Origin of the sequence: Micromonospora sp. NBC_01412 (genome assembly GCF_045040215.1) — a bacterium.
GTDB lineage: Bacteria > Actinomycetota > Actinomycetes > Mycobacteriales > Micromonosporaceae > Micromonospora > Micromonospora rubida.
Genome location: NZ_CP109528.1, coordinates 6,061,855 through 6,085,944 on the forward strand (window position 1 = coordinate 6,061,855; position 24,090 = coordinate 6,085,944).

At 75.6% G+C, this 24,090-nt stretch carries 15 protein-coding genes; 12 read left to right on the forward strand and 3 right to left on the reverse strand.

Features of this window, described 5'->3' with window-relative positions; translation table 11 throughout:
- The first annotated feature begins 2 nt into the window (after window positions 1-2).
- The 3 genes from glyA (at window position 3) to OG617_RS26660 (ending at window position 2,897) form a co-directional block, all read left to right on the forward strand.
- A complete protein-coding gene (gene glyA, locus OG617_RS26650) occupies window positions 3-1,382 on the forward strand; it encodes a serine hydroxymethyltransferase (RefSeq protein WP_405095683.1) in 1,380 nt (459 codons plus the stop codon).
- Between the two features lie 73 nt (window positions 1,383-1,455).
- A complete protein-coding gene (locus OG617_RS26655) occupies window positions 1,456-2,139 on the forward strand; it encodes a flavodoxin family protein (RefSeq protein ID WP_405095684.1) in 684 nt (227 codons plus the stop codon).
- On the forward strand, window positions 2,136-2,897 hold the full coding sequence (locus OG617_RS26660; RefSeq protein ID WP_405095685.1) for a thioesterase II family protein: 762 nt from the start codon (window positions 2,136-2,138) through the stop codon (window positions 2,895-2,897). The genes OG617_RS26655 and OG617_RS26660 overlap by 4 nt, the downstream gene beginning before the upstream one ends.
- Before the next feature lie 190 nt (window positions 2,898-3,087).
- On the opposite strand, the gene OG617_RS26665 is transcribed toward OG617_RS26660, so the two are convergent.
- Window positions 3,088-3,897 carry an alpha/beta fold hydrolase gene (locus OG617_RS26665; RefSeq protein WP_405095686.1) on the reverse strand — a complete coding sequence of 270 codons (810 nt, stop codon included), beginning with the start codon at window positions 3,895-3,897 and terminating at the stop codon, window positions 3,088-3,090.
- Window positions 3,898-4,193: 296 nt separating this feature from the next.
- On the opposite strand from OG617_RS26665, the gene OG617_RS26670 reads away from it, so the two are divergent.
- The 5 genes from OG617_RS26670 to OG617_RS26690 all read left to right on the forward strand — a co-directional run bounded on the left by OG617_RS26670 (window position 4,194) and on the right by OG617_RS26690 (window position 15,653).
- Window positions 4,194-10,016 (forward strand): amino acid adenylation domain-containing protein, encoded by a 5,823-nt coding sequence (locus OG617_RS26670; protein ID WP_405095687.1) that lies wholly within the window; start codon window positions 4,194-4,196, stop codon window positions 10,014-10,016.
- Window positions 10,017-10,113: 97 nt separating this feature from the next.
- Complete coding sequence (locus tag OG617_RS26675; protein WP_405095688.1) at window positions 10,114-10,983, forward strand: VOC family protein; 870 nt, start codon at window positions 10,114-10,116, stop codon at window positions 10,981-10,983.
- 179 nt (window positions 10,984-11,162) lie between these two features.
- The gene (locus OG617_RS26680; RefSeq protein ID WP_405095689.1) at window positions 11,163-13,148 is read left to right on the forward strand and encodes an alpha/beta hydrolase family protein; all 1,986 of its coding nucleotides are present in this window, start codon (window positions 11,163-11,165) and stop codon (window positions 13,146-13,148) included.
- Complete coding sequence (locus OG617_RS26685; RefSeq protein WP_405095690.1) at window positions 13,145-14,503, forward strand: MFS transporter; 1,359 nt, start codon at window positions 13,145-13,147, stop codon at window positions 14,501-14,503. The genes OG617_RS26680 and OG617_RS26685 overlap by 4 nt, the downstream gene beginning before the upstream one ends.
- A 220-nt stretch (window positions 14,504-14,723) precedes the next feature.
- Window positions 14,724-15,653, forward strand: coding sequence for an alpha/beta fold hydrolase (locus tag OG617_RS26690; RefSeq protein WP_405095691.1), 930 nt, complete (start codon window positions 14,724-14,726; stop codon window positions 15,651-15,653).
- A 123-nt stretch (window positions 15,654-15,776) separates the two neighbouring features.
- Here the strand turns inward: OG617_RS26690 and OG617_RS26695 are convergent, their stop codons facing one another.
- The gene (locus tag OG617_RS26695) at window positions 15,777-17,327 is read right to left on the reverse strand and encodes an MFS transporter (protein WP_405095692.1); all 1,551 of its coding nucleotides are present in this window, start codon (window positions 17,325-17,327) and stop codon (window positions 15,777-15,779) included.
- A gap of 187 nt (window positions 17,328-17,514) precedes the next feature.
- Between OG617_RS26695 and OG617_RS26700 the strand changes: the two genes are divergently transcribed.
- Entirely contained in the window at window positions 17,515-18,498 is a 984-nt protein-coding gene (locus OG617_RS26700) for a LysR family transcriptional regulator (protein ID WP_405095693.1), read from the forward strand.
- 144 nt (window positions 18,499-18,642) lie between these two features.
- Here OG617_RS26700 and OG617_RS26705 read toward each other — a convergent pair whose 3' ends face one another.
- Window positions 18,643-20,196, reverse strand: coding sequence for a condensation domain-containing protein (locus OG617_RS26705; protein ID WP_405095694.1), 1,554 nt, complete (start codon window positions 20,194-20,196; stop codon window positions 18,643-18,645).
- A gap of 228 nt (window positions 20,197-20,424) precedes the next feature.
- Here OG617_RS26705 and OG617_RS26710 point away from each other — a divergent pair, with 228 nt between their 5' ends.
- From OG617_RS26710 to OG617_RS26720, 3 genes are read left to right on the forward strand one after another with little or no spacing between them, the layout of a single operon-like run.
- The gene (locus tag OG617_RS26710; protein WP_405095695.1) at window positions 20,425-21,834 is read left to right on the forward strand and encodes a phenylacetate--CoA ligase family protein; all 1,410 of its coding nucleotides are present in this window, start codon (window positions 20,425-20,427) and stop codon (window positions 21,832-21,834) included.
- 35 nt (window positions 21,835-21,869) lie between these two features.
- Window positions 21,870-23,351, forward strand: a complete 1,482-nt coding sequence (locus OG617_RS26715; protein ID WP_405095696.1) for an anthranilate synthase component I family protein — start codon at window positions 21,870-21,872, stop codon at window positions 23,349-23,351.
- Entirely contained in the window at window positions 23,348-23,944 is a 597-nt protein-coding gene (locus tag OG617_RS26720; RefSeq protein ID WP_405095697.1) for an anthranilate synthase component II, read from the forward strand. The genes OG617_RS26715 and OG617_RS26720 overlap by 4 nt, the downstream gene beginning before the upstream one ends.
- Window positions 23,945-24,090 lie beyond the last annotated feature (146 nt).

The window sequence follows — 24,090 nt, forward strand, 5'->3', positions numbered from 1 at the left end:
GGATGTCCACCGTCGACCCGATGGGCGAGCTGCTCGACGCCGGGCTGCACCAGCTCGCCACCACCGACCCCCGGCTGCACGAGGTGCTGGTGCACGAGCAGCTGCGCCAGGCCGGCACCCTGTCCCTCGTCGCGTCCTGCTCGCCCGTCGACCCGTCGGTGCTGGCCAGCCAGTCGTCCGCCGCCGTCAACGTCACCGCCGAGGGCTACCCGGGCCGCCGCTACCACGCCGGCTGCGAGGTCGTCGACGGCATCGAGCAGCTCGCCGTCGACCGGGCCCGGCTGGCGTTCGGCGCCCGGTACGCCAACGTGCAGCCGCACTCGGCGACCACCGCCAACTACGCGGTGTTGTCCAGCCTCCTGGAACCCGGCGACACCATGCTCGGCATGGCCCTGGACAAGGGCGGCCACCTCACCCACGGCAGCCCGGCCGCGTACGCCGGCCGGTACTTCCGGGCCGTCGGGTACGGACTCGACGACGCCGGGCTGATCGACTACGCCGAGGTGGAACGCCTCGCCGAGGAGCACCGGCCGAAGGTGATCGTGTGCGGTGCGACCGCGTACCCCCGGCAGATCGACTTCGCCCGGTTCCGCCGGATCGCCGACCGGGTCGGGGCGTACCTGCTGGCGGACATCTCGCACACCGCCGGTCTGGTCATCGCCGGGCTGCACCCCAACCCGATCGACCACGCCCACCTGACCACCACCTGCACCCACAAGCAGCTCTACGGCCCGCGCGGCGGCCTGATCCTCGCCGGCCGGGACGCCGACGCCCCCGCCCCACGGGGCAAGGGCACCCTCGCCCAGTTCGTCCAGCGCACGGTGTTCCCCTACTTCCAGGGGGCCCCGGTGCTCAACGCCATCGCGGCGAAGGCGCGGGCCCTGGACATCGCCACCGGCCCGGAGTTCCGGGTCACCGCCCAGCGGATCGTCACGAACGCCCGGGCGATGGCGGCGGCGCTGGCCGACCTCGGCTACGAGGTGGTCTCCGGGGGCACCGACAACCACATCGTCCTGATCGACCTGTCCGCCCGCCGGATGACCGGCCTGGTGGCCGAGCTGGCGCTGGAGGAGTGCCACATCGTGGTCAACAAGAACCGGGTGCCCCGGGACACCACCCCGGCCCTGGTCACCGCCGGGCTGCGGCTGGGCACCAACAGCATCGCCGCCCGGGGCATGGACGCCGACGCGGCGGTCGCCTGCGCCGAGCTGATCGACCTGGTGCTGTTGGCCGTCGAGCCGTACTCCGACCGGGAGTACCACCTGCCGGCGGCCGTACGGGAGCTGGCCCGGGAGCGGGTGGCCCGGCTCTGCGCCGCCCACCCCATTCCCGGCTACCCCGTCCCGGCCCCCGAGCGGGAGCTGACCGTCGCCACCCGCTGAGCGGCCACCGGTGGCGGGCCGGCCGCCCGGTCGGCCCGCCACCGCCGCCCACGACCGAAGGAGGAGAGTCGAAGTGCAGAAGCGGATGAGGTTCGTGGCCGTCAACGGCTCGGAGCGCCCCGACGGCAACACCCGGGAGGTGCTGGCGCACGCCGCCGAGCTCCTGGCCGGGCACGGAGTCGACCTGGAGGTGATCAACCTCGGCGAGCTGAAGCTGAGCGGCTGCGGCCCGTGCGGGGACTGCAACTCCCGTTGCGAGCCGTGCGCCGTCACCGGCGACGACGTTCCCGCGGTGGTCGACCGGATGGCGCTGGCCGACGGGATCATCTGGGCCGCGCCCGTGCACGGCTTCGGCCCGGCCACCACCATGCAGGCGTTCATCGAGCGGGCCGGGGTCGGCTACCTGCGGTTCCAGCGACCGCTGACCAACAAGGTCGGCGGGGTGGTGGTGATCGGCCGCCGCTACAGCCACACCGAGGTCTACAACCAGCTCGTCGCCAACGTGCTGCTCAACCGGATGATCATGGTGGGCAGCGGCTTCCCGGCCATTCTCTACGGCAACCACCGCGGCGAGGCGCTCGCCGACACCGAGGGCGTGGAGATGCTCGACCGGATGCTGCACCGGATGGTCGCGATGGCCCGGCTGCTCGCCGAGCACCGCGAGCTGACCGGCCGGGACGCGCTCGCCACCGAGTACGCCAACGAGCGCGACGACCGGTGGTTCGCCCGCCGGTACGCCACCGTGGGGCAGGCGTGAGGACCATCGCGGCGGATCGGGGCTGGGTGTCGTGCGGGCGGCGCCGCCCCACCGCCGCGGTCCGGCTCTACTGCTTTCCGTACGCCGGGGGCGGGCTGGCCGCGTACCAGCCGTGGGCGGCCCGGCTGCCCGAGGAGATCGAGGTGTGGACGGTCTGCCTGCCGGGGCGGGAGCACCGCCTCGACGAGGCAGCCCGCACCGACCTGCACGGCCTCGTCGACGAGCTGCGATCGGCGCTCGCCCCGCAGCTCGCCGGCCCGCCCGCCCCGGTGGCGTTCTTCGGGCACAGCCTCGGGGCGCTGCTCGCGTACGAGCTGGCCCGCGCCCTGCGCGAGCACGGCGACCGGGAGCCGGCCGCGCTGGTGCTCTCCGGCCGCGCCGCCGCCCACCACCCGCCCCGGCGACGGATGCACACCCTCGGCGACGACGACTTCATCGCCGCCGTGCAAGGGCTCGGCGGGGCACCGTCGGCGGCCCTGGAGCACCCGGAGCTGCGCGAGCTGTGCCTGCCGACGCTGCGCGCCGACATCACCGCCGCCGAGACGTACCGGTACCGCCCCGGCCCGCCCCTGGACTGCGCCATCGCCAGCTGGGCCGGCGACGCCGACGCCGGAGTGCCACCCGACGCCGTCGCCGACTGGGCCCAGCACACCACGGGCCCGACCCGACACCGGCTCTTCCCCGGCGACCACTTCTTCCCCTGGTCCACCCCCAACATCCTCACCCCCCTACTAAAAGACATCCACCCTCCCCAGTAACCCACCCACCCCCCACCCCCACCCCCACCCCCACCCCACCCCCACCCCCACCCCAGCCCCCACCCCCACCCCCACCCCCACCCCCGCCCTCGCCCCCGGTGATCAAGAGGTTTGCGTCAGGATCCGTCTGCCGGCTGACGCAAACCTCTTGATCACCGGGGCATATCCGGGGGGAGGAGGAGGGAGGGGGTCAGGTTAGGAATTCCTTGGTTAGGGTGTGGAAGCAGGCTGGGCGGTCCAGTTCGACGTGGTGGCCGGCGCCTGGTATCACCGCCACTCGCGCCTGCGGCAGGCCGGCGCCGAATGCCGTCATCCGGTCTCCCGTGAGCAGCGCGCCGGGGACGTCCGGGTCGCCCGCGATGGCGAGGGTGGGGGCGGCGACCCGGCGCAGCAGGCCGGCCCAGTCGACCTCGCCCTGCTCGCCGTCGACCATCGCCCGGAAGACCCCGTCGGCGGTGCCCGCCAGGGCCTCGGCGATCATCCGCCGCCAGGCCGAGGTCCGGGTGTCGGTGGCCGGCAGCGCGGCGACGATCTCGTCCAGCGGCCGGCGGGCCAGCCGCCAGGACCGGGCCATGTCGGCGCGCACCGGCGGCCAGTCGTCGGGCAGCAGCACCGGCGGTTCCACGACCACCAGCCGCCGGACCCGGGCCGGCGTCACCGCCCCGGCCGCCACGTGCAGCGCCACCGCCGCGCCGAGCGAGTGCCCCAGCAGGTCCACCTCCGCGCCGAGCGTGCCCACCGCCGCCCGTACGTCGGCCGCGTAGTCGACGAACCGGTACCCGGTCGGCGGGCGGTCGCTGCCGCCGTGCCCCCGCAGGTCCACGCAGTACACGGCGCGGTCGGCGGACCATCGGTGGGCGGAGTCGGCGAACGTGCGCCACGACTCCCAGATGCCGTGCAGCACCACCAGGGGCGGTCGGTCGTCCGGGCCGGGCCAGCGCACCGCGTGCAGCCGTACGCCCGCGCCGGGCAGGTGTACGTGTCGGATCCCGTCAGCCATCGGCCTCTCCTTCGCGTCGACGCGCGGGCGGGGCGCCCGCGCAGGCGACAGGCTGCCCGCGACCGGTCCGCCGCCGGTTACGCCGCCCGTCGCCTGACGCCGCCGGTTACGCCGCCCGGCGCCGACGGGCGTCCCCGAAGGCCGGCGGGCACCCCCGGCGCCGGCGGGCACTTCCAAGGGCCGGCGGCGGGCGTAACCGGGGCCTAACTGCGCCTCCCTACCGTGGCCGGGTCATTCGCACCGGTGCGTGCACCCACGCCTTCCGGCCCGGCCGGCGAGGCGAGAGAGGAGTTACGGTGACGACTTCGCTGCCCATCGGCAACACGTCTCCCGGACGACCCGGGATCGAGCGGCCCGGTACGGCGGCCGGGTCGGCCCGGGAGGAATGGCGACAGCACCTGGCCGGCGGCACCGCCGCGGTCGAGCTGCCGCTGGACCGGCTGCGGCCACCCGAGCGGGAGTACGCCCCCGCCCGCGTACCGGTGCCGGCCTCCCCACGTACCCTCGCCGCGCTGACCGATCTGGACGTCACGCCGCCGGTCGGCTGGCTCGCGGCCCTGGTCGCCCTGCTGGTCCGGTACGGCGCCGACGCCGACCTGGTGGTCGGGGTGCCGGCCGGCGAGGGACAGGCGGTGGCCCGCCGGGTCCGCGTCCCGGTCGGCGCGAGCTACCGGAACCTGATCCGGCAGGTCGAGGCGGCCGAGGCCAACGCCAACCGGCTGTCGCCGCTGCCGCTGGCCGAGGTGGGCCGGCTGATCCGGCCCGACGACGTGCCGGGCGCCGCGGCCCCGTTCGCGGTCGGCTTCCACGCCGTCGCCCCGGGCGAGGAGGGCCAGGTCTGGCCCGGCGCGGACCTGACCCTGGTGCTCGGCGCGGACGGCGCGGCCAGCCTGCACTACGACGCCACCCTGTTCGCCGCCGCCACCGCCGGCCGGCTCGCCGACCAACTGGCCACCCTGCTCGGCTCCCTGGTGGCCGTCCCCGACCTGCCGGTCTCCCGGGCCGCCCTGCTGCGGGCCGAGGAACGCCGTCGCATGCTGCTGGACTGGAACGACACCGGCGTCGACTTCACCGACGAGCGGCCCTGGGCGGCCCGGGTCGCCGACCTGGCGGCCCGCCGCCCCGCCGCGCCGGCCGTGCGCGACCGGGGCTGCCGGCTCAGCTTCGCCCAGCTCGACGAGGCGGCGAACCGCCTCGCCCGGCACCTGCGCGCCACCGGCCTGCCCGACGGCGGTCGGGTCGGGCTCTACCTGCAACGCAGCGCCGCCGCCGTGGTCGCCACCCTGGCCGTGCACCGCGCCGCCGGCACGGTGGTGCTGCTCGACCCCGGGCAGCCCGGCAGCCGGATCGAGCTGATGCTCGCCGAGACCCGCCCGGACCTCGTGGTCACCCTCGACGGGTTCCTCGACGACCTGCCCGGCCAGGTGGCCCGTCGGGCCGTGTGCCTGGACCGCGACGCCGCCGAGATCGACGCCCGGGAGGCCGGCCCGCCCGACGCGCCGGCCCCAGAACCCGACGAGATCTGCCAGATCGCCTACACCTCCGGCTCCACCGGCGAGCCGAAGGCGGTCCGCCAGCGCCACCGCACCCTGGTCAACCTGGCCAACTGGACGTGCCGGGCGTACGGGGTGGGCCCGGCCGACCGGGCCGGGTGGGTCTCCGCACCCGGCTTCGGCATCGGCCTGCTGGAGTGGATGCCCTTCCTCGCCTGCGGTGCGGAGATCACCATCGCCGACTCCCGGACCACGGCCAGCCCGACCCGGCTGCGGGACTGGCTGGTCGCCCGCGGCGTCACCCACGCCCTGGTGCTCAACCGGCTGGCCGAGCGCCTCGCCGGGCTGTTCTGGCCGGACCGGTCCGCGCTGCGGGTGCTGGTCGCGATCGGCGAGCCGATGCGTCACTGGCCGAACCCGGCCCTGCCGTTCGAGGTCGTCGCCTGCTACGGCGCCACCGAGATCGGCGCGGCGACGAGCTGCTACGACCGGGGTTCCGGGGTGCGCTGCACCTCGCGTGCCGTGCCTGAGGACGAGCGCGCGGCCCGGCTGCCCAGCGTCGGCCGGCCCGTCGCCAACATGCGGGTGTACGTGCTCGACCGGCACCGCGAGCCGGTGCCCGTCGGCGTGGCCGGCGAGCTGTACGTGGCCGGCGCCGGCCTCGCCGCCGGCTACCTCGCCCGCCCCGAGTGCGACGCCGAGGCGTTCGTGCGCAACCCGCTGCCCGAGGAGCCGGGTCCGGTGCTCTACCGCACCGGCGACCTGGCCCGGTACCGGCCCGACGGCACCGTGGAGATCCTCGGCCGGGCCGACAGCGTGGTCCGCGTCGGCGGGCGCCGGGTGGTGCTCACCGAGGTGGAGGCCGCGTTGACCGCCGACGGCACGGTCCGCGAGGCTGCCGTGCTGGCCCGCCCCGGCCGGGACGGGCGACCGAAGCTCGTCGCGTACGTCGTCCCCGCCGACGAGGCCGCGTTCTCCAGCCGGGCGCTGCGCGAGGCGCTGGCCAACCGGCTCCCGTCGCACCTGCTGCCGGGCGCCATCGTGCGACTCGCCGGGCTGCCGTGCCTGCCCAACGGCAAGCTGGACCGGGCTGCCCTGCCCGCCCCGCCCGCCCCGGTCAGCGACGCCCCGTACGTCGCCCCGCGTACCCCCCTCGAACGTGACCTCGCCGACCTGTGCGCGGAGGTCCTCGGGGTGGAGCGGATCGGCGTCGAGGACGACCTGACCGGCCCGGGCGTTCCGGAGCGGCTCCGGCAGGCGGTACTCGCCCTGGCCGCCAGCCGGTACGAGATCGAGCTGGCCCCCGACCAGGTCGCCTCGGTGGCCCGGGTGGCGGCGCTGATCGAGGCCGCGCAGGTCGACGAGGACCCGTTCGGCGACCTGCCACCGATCGCCCACCACCCCGAGGACCGGTACGAGCCGTTCCCGCTCACCGACACCCAACAGGCGTACTGGATCGGCCGCAGCGACGCGGTCGAGCTGGGCAGCGTCGGCTGCCACGGGTACTGGGAGTGGCGCAGCGGCGACCTCGACGTGGACCGGTTCCGGGCCGCCTGGGCGCGGGTGCTGGACCGGCACGACATGCTCCGCGCGGTGATCCGCCCCGACGGCACCCAGCGGGTGCTCGCCGACCCGCCGCAGCACGAGATCCCGGTGCTGGACCTGCGCGACCGTACGCCGGCGGAGGCCGACCGGGCGGTGGCGGAGCTGCGCGACCACCTGTCCCACCACGTCGCCCCGGCCGACACGTTCCCGCTGTGGGACGTCCGGCTCACCCTGCTGCCCGACGGCCGCGGGCTGATCCACCTCAGCCTGGACCTGCTCATCATCGACGCCTGGAGCTACTTCCAGATCCTCGTGCCCGACCTGATCACCTACTACGAGGACCCGGCGGCCGAGCTGCCCGCGCCGCGGCTGTCGTTCCGTGACTACGTGCTCGCCGCCGACGTGGCGCTGGAGCGGTCCGAGGTGTACCAGCGGTCGAAGCGGTACTGGCTGGACCGGATCGACAACGGCCTGCCGCCGGCCCCGGAGCTGCCCCGCGCCGCCGGCGCGGCCGACGTCACCGACGTGCGGTTCACCCGCCGCGAGCACCGGCTCGACCCGGCCGCGTGGACGGCGTTGAAGGAACGGGCGCACGCCGCCGGGGCCACCCCGTCGGGCGTGGTGGTGGCCGCCTTCGCCGAGGTGCTGCGGGCGTGGAGCGGCACCGACCGGTTCACCATCAACTTCCCGCTGTTCAACCGGCTGCCGCTGCACCCCGACGTCGACAAGCTGATCGGCGACTTCACCACCACCTCGCTGCTGGCGGTGGAGAAGGTCGACGGCACGTTCGCCGAGCGGGCCCGCTCCATCCAGCAGCAGCTCTTCGAGGACCTGGAGCACCGCTACTTCGGCGGGGTGCGGGTGATGCGGGAGCTGGCCCGGCGGCAGCGGGGCGAGGTGCGCGCCGCGTTCCCGGTCGTGGTGACCAGCCTGCTCGGGCAGCCGCCCCGGCACTTCACCACGGCCCTCGGCGAGGCCAGCCACACCAGCACCCAGACCCCGCAGGTGACCCTGGACTTCCAGGTCTCCGAGGTGGCCGGGGCGCTGCACTTCAGCTGGGACACCATCGACGAGATGTTCCCCGAGGGGATGCTCCCGGACATGTTCGACGCGTACTGCCAGCTGCTGGACCGGCTGGTCGCCGAGCCGGAGAGCTGGCGAAGTGTTCGGTTCGCCCTGGTGCCCGAGCATCAGCTCGAGGTCCGGCGGGAGGTCAACCGCACCGACGCGCCGGTACCGGAGCTGCTGCTGCAGACCCCGGTCGCCGCGCACGCCGCGGCGCGTCCCGACGCCCCAGCGGTGATCTGCGGGGACACCGTGCTCACGTACCGGGAGTTGGACCGGCGGGTCAACCAGGTCGGCCGGCGGTTGCGCGCCGACGGGGCCCGGCCCGACCAGCTCGTCGCCGTGGTGATGGAGAAGGGCTGGGAGCAGATCGTCGCCGCGCACGGCGTGCTCGCGTCCGGGGCGGCGTACCTGCCGATCGACCCACAGGTGCCCGCCGAGCGGCTGCACCACCTGCTGCGCGACGGCGAGGTGACCACCGTGCTCACCCAGGCGGGCGTCGACCCCGGGATCGAGTGGCCCGACGGGGTGCGCCGGCTGCGCGTCGACGCCGACTTCGACGACGTCGACCCGGGCCCGCTGGAGCCGGTCCAGGCGGTCACCGACCTGGCCTACGTCATCTACACCTCCGGCTCCACGGGCCGGCCGAAGGGGGTGATGGTCGACCACCGGGGCGCCGCGAACACCATCTGCGACGTCAACCGCCGCTTCGGCGTCGGCCCCGACGACCGCTGCCTGGCCGTCTCCGGGCTGTACTTCGACCTGTCCGTGTACGACGTGTTCGGCATCATCGCTGCCGGCGGGACGGTCGTCGTGCCGACGCCGACGCCGAACCCCGACCCGCAGCAGTGGGCGGAGCTGGTCCGCCGGCACGGGGTCACCTTCTGGAACTCGGTGCCGGCGCTGCTGGAGATCCTGGTCAGCCACGTCGAGGGCACCGGGGAGACCCTCGCCCCGCTGGCGCTGACCGTGCTGGCCGGGGACTGGATCCCGCTGACCCTGCCGGACCGGCTGCGGGCCGTCGCCCCGGGCATCCGGGTGATCGGCTCCGGCGGGCCCACCGAGAGCTGCGTCTGGTCGGTGATCAACCCGATCGGCGAGGTCGACCCGGCCTGGCCGAGCATCCCGTACGGGCGGCCCATGGGCAACCAGCGCTACCACGTGCTCGACGCCCGCCGCGAGCACCGTCCCGTGTGGGTGCCGGGGGAGATCCACATCGAGAGCGGCGTCGGCCTGGCCCGCGGCTACTGGCGCGACCCGGAGCGCACCGACGCCCAGTTCGTCCGCAACCCGGAGACGGGGGAGCGGATGTACGCCTCCGGTGACCTCGGCCGGTACCTGCCCGACGGGACCATCGAGATCCTCGGCCGCACCGACTTCCAGGTGAAGATCCAGGGCCACCGGATCGAGCTGGGCGAGGTCGAGGCGGCCCTGGCCGACCACCCGGCGGTGGACCGGGCGGTGGCCGTGGCCACCGGGGCCACCCCGCAGACGCTGCGGCTGGTCGCGTACGTGACCCCGACGCCCGGCGCGACGCCGGACCCGGCGGACGTGCTGGCCCACGTCGGCGCGCGGCTGCCCCGGTACATGGTGCCGGGCGCCCTGACGGTGCTGGACCGGCTGCCGCTGACCGGCAATGGCAAGGTGGACCGCAGGGCGCTGACCGAGGCGACCGTCGGCCGCGACGACGAACGGGACTTCGTCGCCCCCGAGGCGCCGCTGGAGCAGCTCCTCGCCGAGGTGTGGGCCGAGCTGCTCGGCGTCGACCGGGTCGGCCGGCACGACCACTTCTTCCAGCTCGGCGGCAACTCGGTCATCGCCACCCAGCTGGTCTCCCGGGTCCGCGAGCTGACCGGCGGCGAACTGCCCCTGCGGGCCGTGTTCACCGGTCCGACCGTGGCCGAGGTGGCCGCCGTCCTGCTCGACGACCCGGAGCAGGGCGAGCGGGTGGCCGCCGCGGCGCGGCTGCTCGCCGAGCTGGGCGAGGCCGACGACCTCGCCGAGTTCCTGGAATGACCCGCGCGGGGCGGGCGCGCCGACCGGCCCGCCCGCCCCGACCCGCACCCGACCCTCCCCGGCCCGCCGGCCGGGCGGACCCGCCTGGAGCGTCCCCATGCCCATCACCGGTGTCGACCACGTCATGCTCGCCGTACCCGACCTGGACGCGGCCCGGGCCGCGTTCACCGCCTGCTTCGACCGCCCGTCGCGCCCCGGCAGCCGGCACCCCGGCTGGGGTACGACCAATGCCGTCCTGCGGTTCGCCGACAGCTACCTCGAACTGATCACCGTCGTCGACCGCGCCGAGGCGGCCGGCCGGCCGGCGAGCCGCCGGATGACCGACGTGATCGATGCCGGCGGCGGTTGGGTGTCCGCCGTCCTCGCCGCCGAGGATCTGCCGTCGACCTGCGCCGCCCTGGCCGGGCGGGGCATCCCGGTCAGCCCGCCGATCGGCGGCGAGTCGGTGCGCCCCGACGGCCGGCGTCGCCGGTGGCGGGTCGGCGCGCACGGCGAGGAGTTCCGCACCGGCCGGCTGCCGTCGCTCATCGAGTACCTCGACCCGTGGCCCGAGGCGGCCCCCGACCCGGCCGAGCTGCGCCGCGGCGGCGTCCACGGCCTGGCCGGCGTGGACATCGCCGTCACCGACATCGACGCCGCCGCAGCCGAGTACGGCGTTCTGTTCGGCGGCCCGCCCCGGCGCGGCGAGCGATCCGCCGAATGGACGCTGCCCGACGGGCGGACGCTGCGGCTGCTCGCCCCCGCCGGGCCCGGCGACCCGGTCGCCGCCCACCTCGACCGGCTCGGCCCCGGCCTTTGCGCCGTGGCCCTCGCCGTCGACTCGCCCGCCGAGGCCGCCGAGGCGATCCGCCGCCGGGGGATCGCCGTCGGGGCCGGCGCCGACGGAAGGCCGGTGATCGACCCGGCCGCCACCGGGCTCGCCCCGGTCCGGCTGGTCGCCGCCCGGCTCGCCGGGGCGACGCGATGACCGCGCCGCCGCCCGGCCGTGACGTCGGCCCGCCGTCTGGCCGTGACGTCGGCCCGCCGTCTGGCCGTGACGTCGGCCCACCACGTGAGCGTGATGTCGGCCCGTCGCGTGGCGGTGATGTCGGCCAGTCGCCCGGTCACGGGCCGTGGCCGTCGCCGTTCCGTCCCGAGGACGCGGCGGTGGCCGGTGGGGAGCCCCGCTGGCTGCTGGAGCAGTGGGTGGTCGCCCACGGTGACGCCGTCTGGTTCACCGACCTGCGCCCCGACGAGGGTGGCCGGGCCGTGCTGTGCCGGTGGACCGCCGCCTGCGGCGCCGTCGACGCCGTCCCCGCCGGGTGGAGCGTGCGCAGCCGGGTCCAGGAGTACGGCGGCCGGCCGTTCACCGTCGTCTCCGCCGACGCGGCCGTCGTGTCCCGCGACGCCGACCAGCGGCTGTACCTGGTGACCGTCGGCCCGGACGCCCCGCCGCCCCGCCCGCTCACCCCGCCGCGGGACAGCCGGCACCGGTACGCCGAGGGCACCCTCGTCGACGGGGAGGTGTGGTGTGTGCGGGAGCGGCGCACCGGCCCCCGCACCACCGACGTGCTGCGCGACCTCGTCGCGGTGCCACTGGACGGCGACGGCGACACCGAACCCCGGGTGCTGGGCGGCGGCGGGCACCGGTTCCTCGCCGGCCTGCGGGTCGCCCCGGACGGCCGGCACGCCGCCTGGCTCGGCTGGGACCACCCGGACATGCCGTGGGACGCCGCCCGGCTGCGCGTCGCCCCCGTCGTCGACGGCCGGCTCTCCGAGCACCGGGTGCTGGCCGGCGGCGACACCGAGGCGGTCTGCCAGGCCGAGTGGCTCGACGCGGGCACCCTGCTGGCCCTCACCGACCCGGAGGGCTGGTGGAACCCGTACGCGATCGGCCTGGACGGCGCCCGCCGGCCGCTGTGGCGCGGCGAGCGGGAGATCGGCGGGGCACTCTGGCGGCCGGGGCAGACCTGGGCCGCGCCGCTGGCCGACGGCCGGATCGCGCTGGCCGTCACCGGCTGGTACGGCGGCCAGCGTCCCGGTCAGGCCCCGGGGCGCGGCGCCGGACCGCCCCGGCACGGCACCCGGCTCGCCCTGCTCGACCCGGCCCGGGGCACCCTCGACGAGCTGGACCTGCCGTACACGGTGTGGGGGCCGGTCAGCGCCGCCGGCACGACGGTGACCGGGATGGCCGCGTCGCCCGACCGGCAGCCCGCCCTGGTGCGGGTGGACACCGCCACCGGCCGGGCCGACGCGCTGACCGGGGACCGCTACCGCACCCCCGGCCCCGGGTGGCTGCCGGTGCCCGAGCACCGCCGCTTCCCCGTACCCGGCGCGGAGGTGCACGCCGTGGTCTACCGGCCCCGCAACCCCACCGTCGCGGCCGGGGCGGGACCTCCGCCGCCGCTGCTGGTCGTCGCCCACGGCGGCCCGACCGGTCGGGTCACCGACGCCCTCGACCCCGAGACGCTGCTGTTCACCAGCCGGGGGTACGCGGTGGCGCTGGTCGACTACGGCGGCTCCACCGGCTTCGGCCGGGCCTGGCGGGACCGGCTGCGCGGCGGCTGGGGGATCGTCGACGTCGCCGACTGCGCGGCCGTCGCCCGGGCCCTGGCCGACGAGGGGACCGTCGACGCCGACCGGCTCGCCCTGCGCGGCGGCTCGGCCGGTGGCTGGACCACCTGCGCGGCGCTGACCAGCGTCGACACGTTCCGCTGCGGGGTCGCGTACTTCCCGGTGCTGGACCCGGTGGCCTGGGCCGAGGGGGAGACCCACGACCTGGAGTCGCACTACCTGCACGGCCTGATCGGGCCGCTGCCGGCGGCCCGGGCCGGGTACGCCGACCGGTCGCCCACCCGCCGCGCCGCCCGGCTCGCCGGGCCGCTGCTGCTGCTCCAGGGAGAGGAGGACCCCGTCTGTCCGCTGGCACCGGCCGAACGTTTCGTCGCCGCGCTGACCGAGGCCCGGGCGCCCCACACCTACCTGCGCTTCCCCGGTGAGGGGCACGTGTTCCGGCGGGTCGGCTCGATCGCCCGAGCCCTCGACGCCGAGCTGACCCACTATGCCTCGGCGCTGCGACCCGTGGACCCCGTGCCGCGGCGACCCGCTGTCGCGGCGGCACTGAGTCGACCCCAACCGGAGGTACGAACATGACCACCCACGCGGTTCCCACCGCCACCACACCGCGCCGGCGGGCGCGCACCGTCGCCACCACCGTCGCCGGTAACTTCATCGAATACTTCGACTGGCTGATCTTCGGCCTGTACGCCCCGCTGCTCGCCCAGCACTTCTTCCCGTCCGCCGACCCGCTCACCGCGCTGCTCGCGGTCTTCGTGGCGTACGCGACGGGGATGCTCTTCCGCCCCCTCGGCGGCATCCTGATGGGCTCGCTGGCCGACCGGCGGGGACGCCGGCTCGCGCTGCTGCTGTCGATCAGCCTGATGGGCGGCGGCAGCCTGGTCATCGGGCTGCTGCCCACGTACGTGTCCATCGGGATGGCCGCCCCGGTGCTGCTGTTCCTGGCCCGGGCCGCGCAGGGCCTGTCGGCCGGGGGCGAGTGGCCGGCCGCGGTGTCGTACCTGATGGAGCTGGCCCCGCGCAACCGGCGCTGCCTGTTCGGCAGCATCTTCGCGGTCAGCTCGGCCGCCGGGGGCCTCGCCGCGTCCGCGCTCGGCATGGCGCTCAGCGCGACCGTCGGATCGCAGGCCATGGCCGACTGGGCGTGGCGGGTGCCGTTCCTGGCGGGGGCGGCGCTGTCGGCGGTGCTGCTGGTGCTGCGCCGCCAGCTCGGTGAGAGCGAGGCGTTCGTCCGGGCCCGGCGCAGCGGCCCCCGGCCCAGCCTGCGCCGGCTCTGGCACGACCACCGGGGTGCCGTCGTCGTCGCCGCGCTGTTCGTGGTCGGGGTGACCGTGCAGACCACCACCTGGACCACCGTCGCGCCGGCCCTGGCCCAGAGCCGGTTCGGGCTGCCGGCTGACGCCGTCTACGCCGCGGTGACCGCCTCCATCGCGCTGTCCATCGTGGTGCTGATCCCGCTGGGCCTGCTCGCCGACCGGGTGGGGGTGCTGCCCATGCTCGTGGTCAGCGTGCTCGGCTTCGCGGTGGCCGGCCCGTTCGTCCTGAACGGGATGTCCGGCGGCCCCGGCCGGCTGGTGCTCTGCCTGTCCACGGGGCTGTTCTTCATGTCCTGCCTGACCTCGGTGCTGCCGAAGATCATGGCGTCGATGTTCCCCACCCACCTGCGGGCCAGCGGCATCGGCCTGCCGCACGCGGTGGCCAGCTCGCTGGCCGGCGGGCTCACCCCGGCCCTCGCGACCTGGCTGGCCGGGCACGACCGGCTCGGCTGGTACCTGGGCCTGTTGACCGTGACCGCGCTGCTGGCCGGCGTGGCCGGCGTGCGGGCGGTCCGCCGGGCCCGCCCCGACGGCGAGCTGCCGGAGGAGCTTGGGGCGTCCGCCCCGGAGGCCCCGTCGCCCGCCCCCGCCCTGGTCGGATCGGCCCGCGGCTGACGCCTCCGCCGGCCGGCGTCCCCGGCCGTGGCGGGTCTTCCTGGCCCCGTCGATCGACGCCGGCCGCCGCTCCTCACCGCCGACCGCTCCGCACCGCCGACCGGCCACCGGACGCCCGGTGGCCGGTCGGTCTCTCGCGGCAACGGCGGTCGGTCACCCGATCGGGTGACCGACCGCCGTTGCGGCTCGGGGTCGAACGGTCGCTGCCAGACTCGGCCGCATGTCCAGCACCGGGGAGATCATCACGCTCAGGGGCGGTCGCGGGGCGGTGGTGCACCGGCTCGGGGCGCCCGGCAACCGGGTGGTGGTGTTCTGCCACTCCGCCCCGGGCGCCGGGGCCTTCGACCCGGACCCGGCCGCCACCCGCGCCGCCGGGGTCACCCTGCTCGCCGTCGACCGGCCCGGCTACGGCGGCTCCGACCCGGCCACCGGCTGGGCGGACGTGCCGGCCGCCGCCGACGACCTCGCCGAGGTGCTCGACCAGCGGGGCCTCGGCCCGGTGCCCGTGGTGGGCTGGTCGGGCGGAGGCCGGGTCGCCCTCGCGTTGGCCGCCCGCCGGCCGGAGCTGGTGAGCCGGCTCGCGGTGCTGGCCACCCCCGCCCCCGACGAGGAGGTCCCCTGGGTCGACCCGGGGCAGCGGGACATGATGGCGGCGCTGCGCGGCCAGCCGGTCGACCAGGTCCGCGCCCAGCTCGACGCCGGGCTGGCCGGCATGGTCCCGGCCGACCCGTGGGACCCGCAGGCGTACCGGATGCTGCTCGGGGCGGGCCCGGCCGACCAGGCCGCGCTGGACGCCCCCGGCGCCGCCCGTCGGGTCGGCGACATGCTGGCCGAGGCGTTCGCGCAGGGCGCGCGGGGGATGGTCGACGACATCGCCGGGTACGTGCTGCGCCCCTGGGGCTTCACCCCCGACCAGGTACGCGCGGCCACCCTGCTGCTGTACGGCGCCGACGACGGCCTCGCCGGGCCGGAGCACGGTCGGTGGTGGCGCGACGCGCTGCCCGACGCGCGCCTGGAGGTCGTCCCGGACGCCGGTCACCTGCTGGTGGTGCCGGCCTGGGCCCGGGTCCTCGACCATTTGGTCGGGTCGCCGGCGCGGAGCACCTCCTCCGCCCGGGAGGCGGTCGCGTTCATCCTGCGCGCCCCGTGACCCCCGCGCCCCCGTGCGTCCGTGAGTTCTGCGCGTTCCGTGCTCCCGACGGGGGTCCCTGACCCGGACACGACGGTGGCCGGGACGGATCGCTCCGTCCCGGCCACCGCGTCGGGCCGCGGGTCAGTCCCGCGTGCCCTGCCTCACCGGACGCCGCCTGTGGTCGGCGTCGGCGAGGCCGTCGGTGTGCTCCTGCTCCGCACCGTCGTCCCCGGCCGCGGCCGGGTCGACCTGTTGCGGGGCGGCCGGCCGCACGCCGCGCAGGATCAGCAGCGCGGCGACCGCGCCCACCGCCAGCGCCCCGGCGGCGATCAGGAACGCGTGGTCGTAGCCCCGGACGACGGCCAGGTCCTCGGCCACCCCGGTGGCCTGCTGCCCCCGCTGGTGGCTGAGTGCCAGGGAGACGAAGACGGTCAGCCCCAGGGCGCTGCCCATCTGCAACACCGTGGTGACGATGCCGGAACCCAGCCCGGCGTCGGCCTCGGAGACCTCGTGTAGGGCGGCGTTCTGCATGGCCGGGTTGGTCATGCCGAAGCCCAGCGCGGTCACCACCATGGCCGGCAGCAGGTCGGTCAGGTACGAGCTGTCGACCCCGATCCGGGTGAACAGGGCCACCCCGACCGCCGAGACGGCCAGGCCGGTGGCGAGGGTTGCCCGGGGACCCGCCTTCATGATCATCTTGGTGGAGAGGAACAGGCCGGGCATGAACGCCACGCAGAACGGCAGCCAGGCCAGCCCGCTGCGCAGCGGCGAGTAGCCCAGGATGTTCTGGGTGTAGAGCACGATCAGGAAGAACACCGCGGCCGAGCTGCTGGCCACGAAGACGGTGGCGACGTTCGCGGTGGCCCGCACCCGGTTGGCGAAGAAGCCCAGCGGCACCAGCGGCTGGGCCGTCCGCGACTCCACGACCACGAACAGGGCCAGGGCGACCACGCCCGCCAGCAGCGGGGTGAGCACCGCCGCGGAGTCCCAGCTGTGCCGGGCGGCGTTCAGCACGGCGTTGAGGATCGCGATCAGACCGCCGGTGACGAGCACCGCGCCCAGCCAGTCCGGCCGCCGCCGGCCCTGCGCCGGAGCCCTGCTCTCGTCGGCCAGCTTCGGCATGAGCAGCATCGGGATCACGGCGAGCGGGATGTTCACCAGGAACACCCACCGCCAGCTCGCCAGGTCGGTCAGCACCCCGGACAGCAGCACGCCGGCGGCGGAGCCCAGCCCGGCCAGGCCACCCCAGATGCCGAACGCCTTGGCCCGCTCCTTCGGGTCCTTGAAGAGCAGGGCCACCATGGACATCGCGGCCGGCGCGGACAGCGCCTCGGCGACGCCCTGCAACGACCGGCCGGCCAGCAGCACCTCACTGTTCTGCGCCAGGCCGGCGGTCGCGGAGGCCACCGCGAAGAGGCCGGCGCCGATGCAGAACACCTTCCGGCGGCCGACCATGTCGGCGATCCGGCCGCCGAGCAGCAGCAGGCCGCCGGCGGTGATCAGGTAGGCGTTCACCACCCAGGTCAGCGTGGCCTCGGAAAAGCCGAGATCGCGCTGGATCGAGGGGAGTGCGACATTGACGATGGTGGCGTCCAGGAAAATGATGAACTGGACGAGTGCGAGCAGCGACAACGCTTTCCAGCGTCTCGGATCGGCCTTCGGCGGGTCCTGTTGCGGCATCGTGGCAGCCATTCCTGCCGCCTCCTTCCACATCCTTGGTCATTTACTCCGGCGGCTCCGGCACGGAACCGACGGCGAGGGTCTTCACATTTACCCAACGGCATGCGTCGGCATGTTCAGTCGACAACTTTTCAGCCCCCGGGTCCAACAACCGCCCGGTGCGTTTGACAACGATTGGTTGTCGCCTGAGGATGGCCTCATGGATCTCGACCTCGCGCTGGTACGAGCCTTCGTGACCACCGCCGAGGAACTGCATTTCGGGCGGGCCGGCGAGCGGCTCGGAATGTCCCAGCAGGCGCTGTCGAAGCGGATTCAGCGGCTGGAGGAGATCCTCGACCGGCCGCTGTTCGAACGGTCCACCCGCACCAGCGCGCTCACCGAGGCCGGCCGGCGGTTCCTGGGCCCCGCCCGGGACCTGCTGGCCGCCGGGGACGCGGCGGTGGCCGCGGTGCGGCGCCCGGCCACCCCGTTGCGGGTCGACGTGCTGCACGACCGGCTCGGCCCGGCCCGGCTCGTCGCGGCGGTGCTGGCCGGCAATCCCCGGCTGCGCCTGGAGATCAGCGCCCGCCGCGGGCTCTCCCTGGCGCTGCCGGCGCTGCGCCGGGCCGAGATCGACGCCGTCTTCGGCCGGGTCGCCGGGTTTTCGGCCCCTGTGGGCCTGGCGCACCGGCTGATCCGGCTGGAGCCCCTGGTGGCCGTCGTGGACGCCGGCCACCCGCTGGCCGGGCGCTCGGCGGTGCGCCCCACCGACCTGGTCGAGCACGGCGTCTGGGTGCCCAGCCCGGGCAGCGCCGTGGAGTGGGGGACGTACCTCCAGCTCTTCGCCGACCGGTTCGGCATCCCGCTCACCTTCGAGCAGGTCGACAACGTCGGCGCCGACGAGCTGCTGCGCCGCGGCCGGGCCCTGGGGCGGGCCTTCCTCTCCGCCGCCGACGTGGCCAACCCGAAGGCCGACGACCTGGTCACCCTGCCCCTGGTCGAGCCCCGCCCGGTGTACCCGTGGTCGCTGCTGTGGCGCGGCAGCGACCGCCGGCCCGTCCTGCACGATTTCGTCGACCTGCTGCACGACTATGGCGCGCTGGAGCGGTGGCGCGCCCACGACCTGGCCGACTGTTGGCTGCCCGACGAGGACCGGGAGGCCCTCGCCGACGACTCGCCGGTCCGCGCCGACGACGCCCGCTGAGCCGCCCGCCCGGGCCGCCGCCCCGCCACGCCCCCGCTCGGGCCTCCTGCCCCCGCCCGCCTGCGCTCGGGCCGCCCCGGCCGGCGACCCCGGCGGCATTACCGTCGGGATCGGGGCCGGGTCGGCCGCGCCGCCGGGCACGGCTCAGCGGCTCCAGGACCGGGCGCGTCGGGACGCGCCGCGGGCCGGGCGCAGCGGTGCCGCACCGCCGGCCGCCCGGGCCGAGGCGGCCACCCGCCGGCGGTGCGCGCCGGGCAGGTCGAGGGCCGAACGCCGGGCCGCCGGGTCGGCGGCGAGCTGCCCCACCGCCAGCCGGACATCGTCGAGCAGGGCGGCGGCGGTGGCCTCGTCGAACAGGTCCGCGTTGTACTCCAGCCGCCCGGTCAGCGCCTCGGCGGTGTGCTCGGCGGTCAGCTCCAGGTCCAGCCGGACCGTCCCGTTCGGACAGCCGCGCACCTCCAGCCGGGTCTGCCCGCCGAGGTCGGCCCGGTCGCTGCCCGGCGGCAGGTTGCCCAGGTTGAACAGCACGTCGAACAGCGGGTTGCGGCTGGCGTCCCGGTCGCCCCGGACGGCCTCGGCGAGCTTGCTGAACGGCACGTCCTGACCGGACACCGCGTCGAGCATCGCGTCGTTGGCCCGGGTCAGCACCTCGGCCAGGGGCGGGTCGCCGGTCAGGTCCACGCGCAGCGGCAGGGTGTTGGAGAACGGCCCGACCACGCCGTCCAGCTCCGGCCGTCCCCGCCCGGCCAGCGGCGCGCCGACCACGGCCGCGTCCGACCCGGCGTACGCCGCCACCACCAGCGCGTACGCGCCCAGCAGCACGGCGAACGGGGTGACCCGCACCCGGTCGGCGACGGCCGCCACGCCCTGCGCGGCGGCGGGGCCGAAGTCGAAGCGGAGCATCCCGCCGCGGAAGGTCTGCGTGGCCCCCCGGGGCCGGTCGGTCGGCAGCTCCGCCGGGACCGGGCCGGCGAGCCGCTTCCGCCAGCTCTCCAGCAGCCGGTCCAGCGTCGGCCCGGCCAGCCGTTCCCGCTGCCAGCGGGCGACGTCGCGGAACTGCAACCGCGCCTCGGGCAGCTCGGGATCCCGCCCCGCGCACCGGGCCCGGTACGCGGCGGCCAGCTCGGTGAGCAGGGCGCCGAACGACCAGCCGTCGACCAGGGTGTGGTGGGCGATCCACGCCAGCGCGTGCCGGGTGGGGGAGATCCGCAGCAGCTCCAGCCGCAGCGGCGGACGGGCGGCCAGGTCGAACACGGTGCGGGACAGCTCGGCGATCCGTTCCTCGGCCGCCCGTTCCGGGTCGGGCGTGTCGCCCAGGTCGTGCACCGGCAGCTCCGGGTCGGCGTCGGTCACCTCCTGGGTCAACCGGCCGTCGGCGAGCACCAGCCGGCTGCGCAGCACGTCGTGCCGGCGGACCACGTCGCGGACCGCGGCGCCCAGCGCGTCGGCGTCGACCGGCCCGGTGAGGTGGAAGGCGAACGACACGTTGTACGCCGGGACGCCCTGGGCGAGCTGGCTGACGAACCAGAGCTGCTCCTGCACGAACGACGCCGGCCCCCGCCCGTCCGGACAGGACCCGGGGGCCAGCCGGGGCTCCTCGGCCCCGGCCGCGCCGCTGGCGGCACTGCGCACCTTGGCCAGCACCCTGGCCCGGTCCTCCTCCGACATCGAGGCCAGTCGGCCCATCAGCGTCTTCATGACTCCTCCTCGCCCGACGGTTGCGGCCGGCACGCCCGGTCGGCCCGCCCGGGGCACGGTGGCCCCGACCCGGGCCGGCGCTCGGGCGGCGGCCGGTCGGTCGGTCACCGTACGGGCGGCCGGTTACGCGCCGGTCGGCCTCGCGCGTAACCGACGGCCAACCGGGCGGACCTAGCGTCGTCGGCGACCTTGGCGAACCATCCGAGCACACACCGGGAGCGGACAGTCATGACCAACGCGACCACCGGAGAAGACTTCTGGCGCGACTACCCGCTCGTCAGCGAGCGGTACCAGGCCGGACTGCTGAGCGGGAGGGACTGGGACACCTGGCGCGGCAACCGGCTGCGCGCGGTGCTGCGGCACGTGACGGCCCGGTCGCCGTTCTACGCCCGGCACCTCGCCGGGGTCGACCTCGACACGGTCACCCCGGACACCCTGGACCGGCTGCCCTTCACCACGAAGGACGACCTGCGTCGGGAGATGCACGGCGTGCTCAGCGGCACCCCCGCCGACGCGCTGATCTACTACGAGACCACCGGCACCACCGGGGCGTCCACGCCCTGCCCCCGGGACGCGAAGGACATCATGTCCAGCAACGTGCACGTGGAGTGGGCGTGGCGGCGAATGTTCGACCACTACTTCGACGGCCGCCGCCCGGTGATCGGGCTGATGGGCCCGTCGGAGCTGTACGCCTTCGGCGACACCTTCGGCGACGTCGCCCAGCGGCTCGGCGCCTGCCACGTCAAGATCTGGCCGGAGTCGCCCCGGGTGGGCTTCCGCAAGGCGCTGCGGCTGATCCGGGAGCTCGACGTCGAGGTGCTCGTGGCCGCGCCGGCGCTCTGCCTGAACCTGGCCAAGGCCGCCCTGCAGAACGGGCTCGACCCGGCAACCGACCTGCCCGTCAAGCTGTTCACCGTGCTGGGGGAGATCTGCACCCCGGCGTTCGGGGAGAACGTGCGTTCGATCTGGGGCGCGGACGTCCGCCCGGCCCTGTACGGGTCGCAGGAGGCCCTGGCGATCGGCACCGGCTGCCACCTCGACCGGCTGCACATCTCCGGCCCGAACTACCTGGTGGAGGTGCTCGACCCGGACTCGGAGACCAGCGTCGGCCGGTACGGCACCGGCGAGCTGTGCCTGACCATGCTGGTCGACGGCATCAAGCCGCTGATCCGCTACCGCACCGGCGACCTCGTCACCGTCGCCCCGAACAGCTGCGGCTGCGGTGGGCCGGGCGACGTGGTGGAGGTGCTGGGCCGGGTCGCCGACCGGGTCGCCATCGGCACCGGCCGGTACCGGCCCGCGCAGATCGAGTCGGCCGTGCTCGGCGGGCTGTCCCGCTGCCTCGGCTACCAGGTGGTCATCGACACCGCCCCCGACGGCGGCGACACCCTCACCGTCTACGTCGAGCTGCTCGCCGACGGTGACGGCTCCCGGGACCGCGACGGGCTGTCCGCCCGGCTCGCCGAGCGCTTCGGCGTGCCGGCCCGGGTGGTGGTCACCACCGAACTCGACCCGATCACCAACACCGGGGCGTTCGTGAGCTGGAAGGCCGCCCGGATCAGGGACAACCGGGACGGCTCCGACGACGACGTCGCCGCCGCCCGGGCCGCCGCCGCCGCGCACTCGCTGCGCAGCTGATCCGCTTTCCGACACGGTCCAGGCAAGGAGCAGCGATGACACTCGCACCAGCCCGACCGGACACCGTCGTTCCGGTCGCCACCGAGCGCCACCGGGTCCGGGTCGCCGACCCCTTCGCCGCGTATCTCGCGCTGCGCCGGAGGTTCGGCGCCGAGCAGGTCTACCTGCTGGAGTCCCCGGCCGGCCCGGCCGGGGACACCCGCCACGCGTACGTCGGCTTCGGCGAGCTGCTGTCGGTCTCGGTGACCGGCCGCGAGGTCACCGTGACCGGCCGGCCCGCCCTGGCCGAAGCCGCCCGCCGCCGGGCCGCCGGGGTCGACAGGCTGGAGGAGGTGCTGCGCGTCGTCCACGAGCTGTTCGACGCCCCGGGCGATCCCGGCGACTTCTCCTTCGGCTTCCTGGCCTTCCTCGGGTACGACGCTGCGCGGCACTTCGAGCGGCTGCCGTACCTGATCGAGCGGGGGCCCCGGCTGCCGCACGCCTGCCTCGTGCTGCACCGGGGGCTGGTCCGCTTCGACCTGGTGACGGGGACGGCCGAGCTGCTGCTGCACCGGTCCCCGCTGTGGCCCGACGACCCGGCGGACGCCCTGGTGGCCCTCCTCGACGCCGCCGCGCCGGAGCGGAGCGGGGACGCCGCGCCGGCGGGGGCCGGTGACCCGTCGGCGGCCGAGGTCCCGATGCCGCCGTTCGTGGTCGACGACGACGTCGCCGAGGCCGACTACCACCGGACGGTCGACCGCTGCCTGGGGCACATCGCGGCCGGCGACATCTACCAGGTGCAGATCGGCCACGAGCTGACCATCCGCAGCGACGCCGACCCCGTCCGGGTGTACGAGCGGCTGCGCCGACGCAACCCGTCGCCGTACATGTACCTGGCCCCGCTGGCCGGGCAGACCGTCATCGGGGCCAGCCCGGAGCTGTTCGTGCGGGTCGAGGACGGTACGGCCACGATGCGGCCGATCGCCGGCACCGCCCCGCGCGTCGGCGATCCGGCGCGGGACCGGGCGGTCGGCGAGCGGCTGTCCACCGACCCCAAGGAGATCGCCGAGCACGTCATGCTGGTGGACCTGTGCCGCAACGACATCGGGCGGATCTGCCGGCCGGACACCCTGGACGTCCCGGAGACCCTGGTCGTCGAGCGGTACTCGCACGTGCTGCACCTGGTCTCCACCGTCTCCGGCGAGGTGTCGCCGGAGCTGGACACCTACGACGTGCTCGCTGCGGTGTTCCCGGCCGGCACCATGACCGGGGCGCCGAAGATCCGGGCCATGGAGATCATCGAGTCGATGGAGGCGAGCCGCCGGGGCCTGTACGCGGGGGCGATCGGGCTGATCGGCACCGGCGGGCACGTCAACCTCGCCCTGTGCATCCGTACCGTGCTGCACGACGGGGAGAGCTACCACACGCGGGCGTCCGCCGGCGTGGTCGCCGACTCCCGGCCCGAGCGGGAGTGGCGGGAGACCCTGGCCAAGCTGAGCGCCGGCTACTGGGCGGTCACCGGAGAGGAGCTGCTGTGAAGGTCCTGCTCGTCGACGCGTACGACAGTTTCGTGCACATCATCCGCCAGTACCTGCTCAGCGCCGGCATGGAGGCCGAGGTGGTGCGCTCCGACGCGATCGGCGTCGCCGACGTGCCGGGCACCGGCGCGGACGCCCTGCTGCTCGGCCCCGGCCCGGGGCATCCGGCCGAGAGCGGCCACGTCGAGCTGGTCGAGGCGTACGCCGGGCGGCTGCCCATCTTCGGCGTCTGCCTCGGCCACCAGGCGATCGGGCTGGCCTTCGGCGCCCGGGTGCTGCGGGCCCGGCACCTGATGCACGGCAAGACCAGCGAGATCCGTCACGACGGCCGGGGCGTCTTCGCCGACCTGCCCCGGCCGCTGACCGCCACCCGGTACCACTCGCTCATCGTGGACGGGGCCAGCCTCGACGGCACCGACCTGGTCGCCACCGCGCACGCCGCCGACGACAGGTACGTGATGGCGCTGCGGCACCGCCGGCTGCCGGTGGAGTCGGTGCAGTTCCATCCGGAGAGCGTCCGCACCCAGCACGGCCTGACCATGCTGACGAACTTCCTCACGGCAACCCGCCACCCCACCGCCACCCCGGCCTGACGGCCCGCTCCGACCCCGGCCCCAGCCCTCGGCTCGGGGCCGGGGTGTCGGCGGTGATCCCGTCCGGCGGCGGGCACGGCCCGAACCGACGATCGTGCACGCGGGCAGCCCGGGCGGCCGGCACTGCGATCGACAGGAGTCGCATC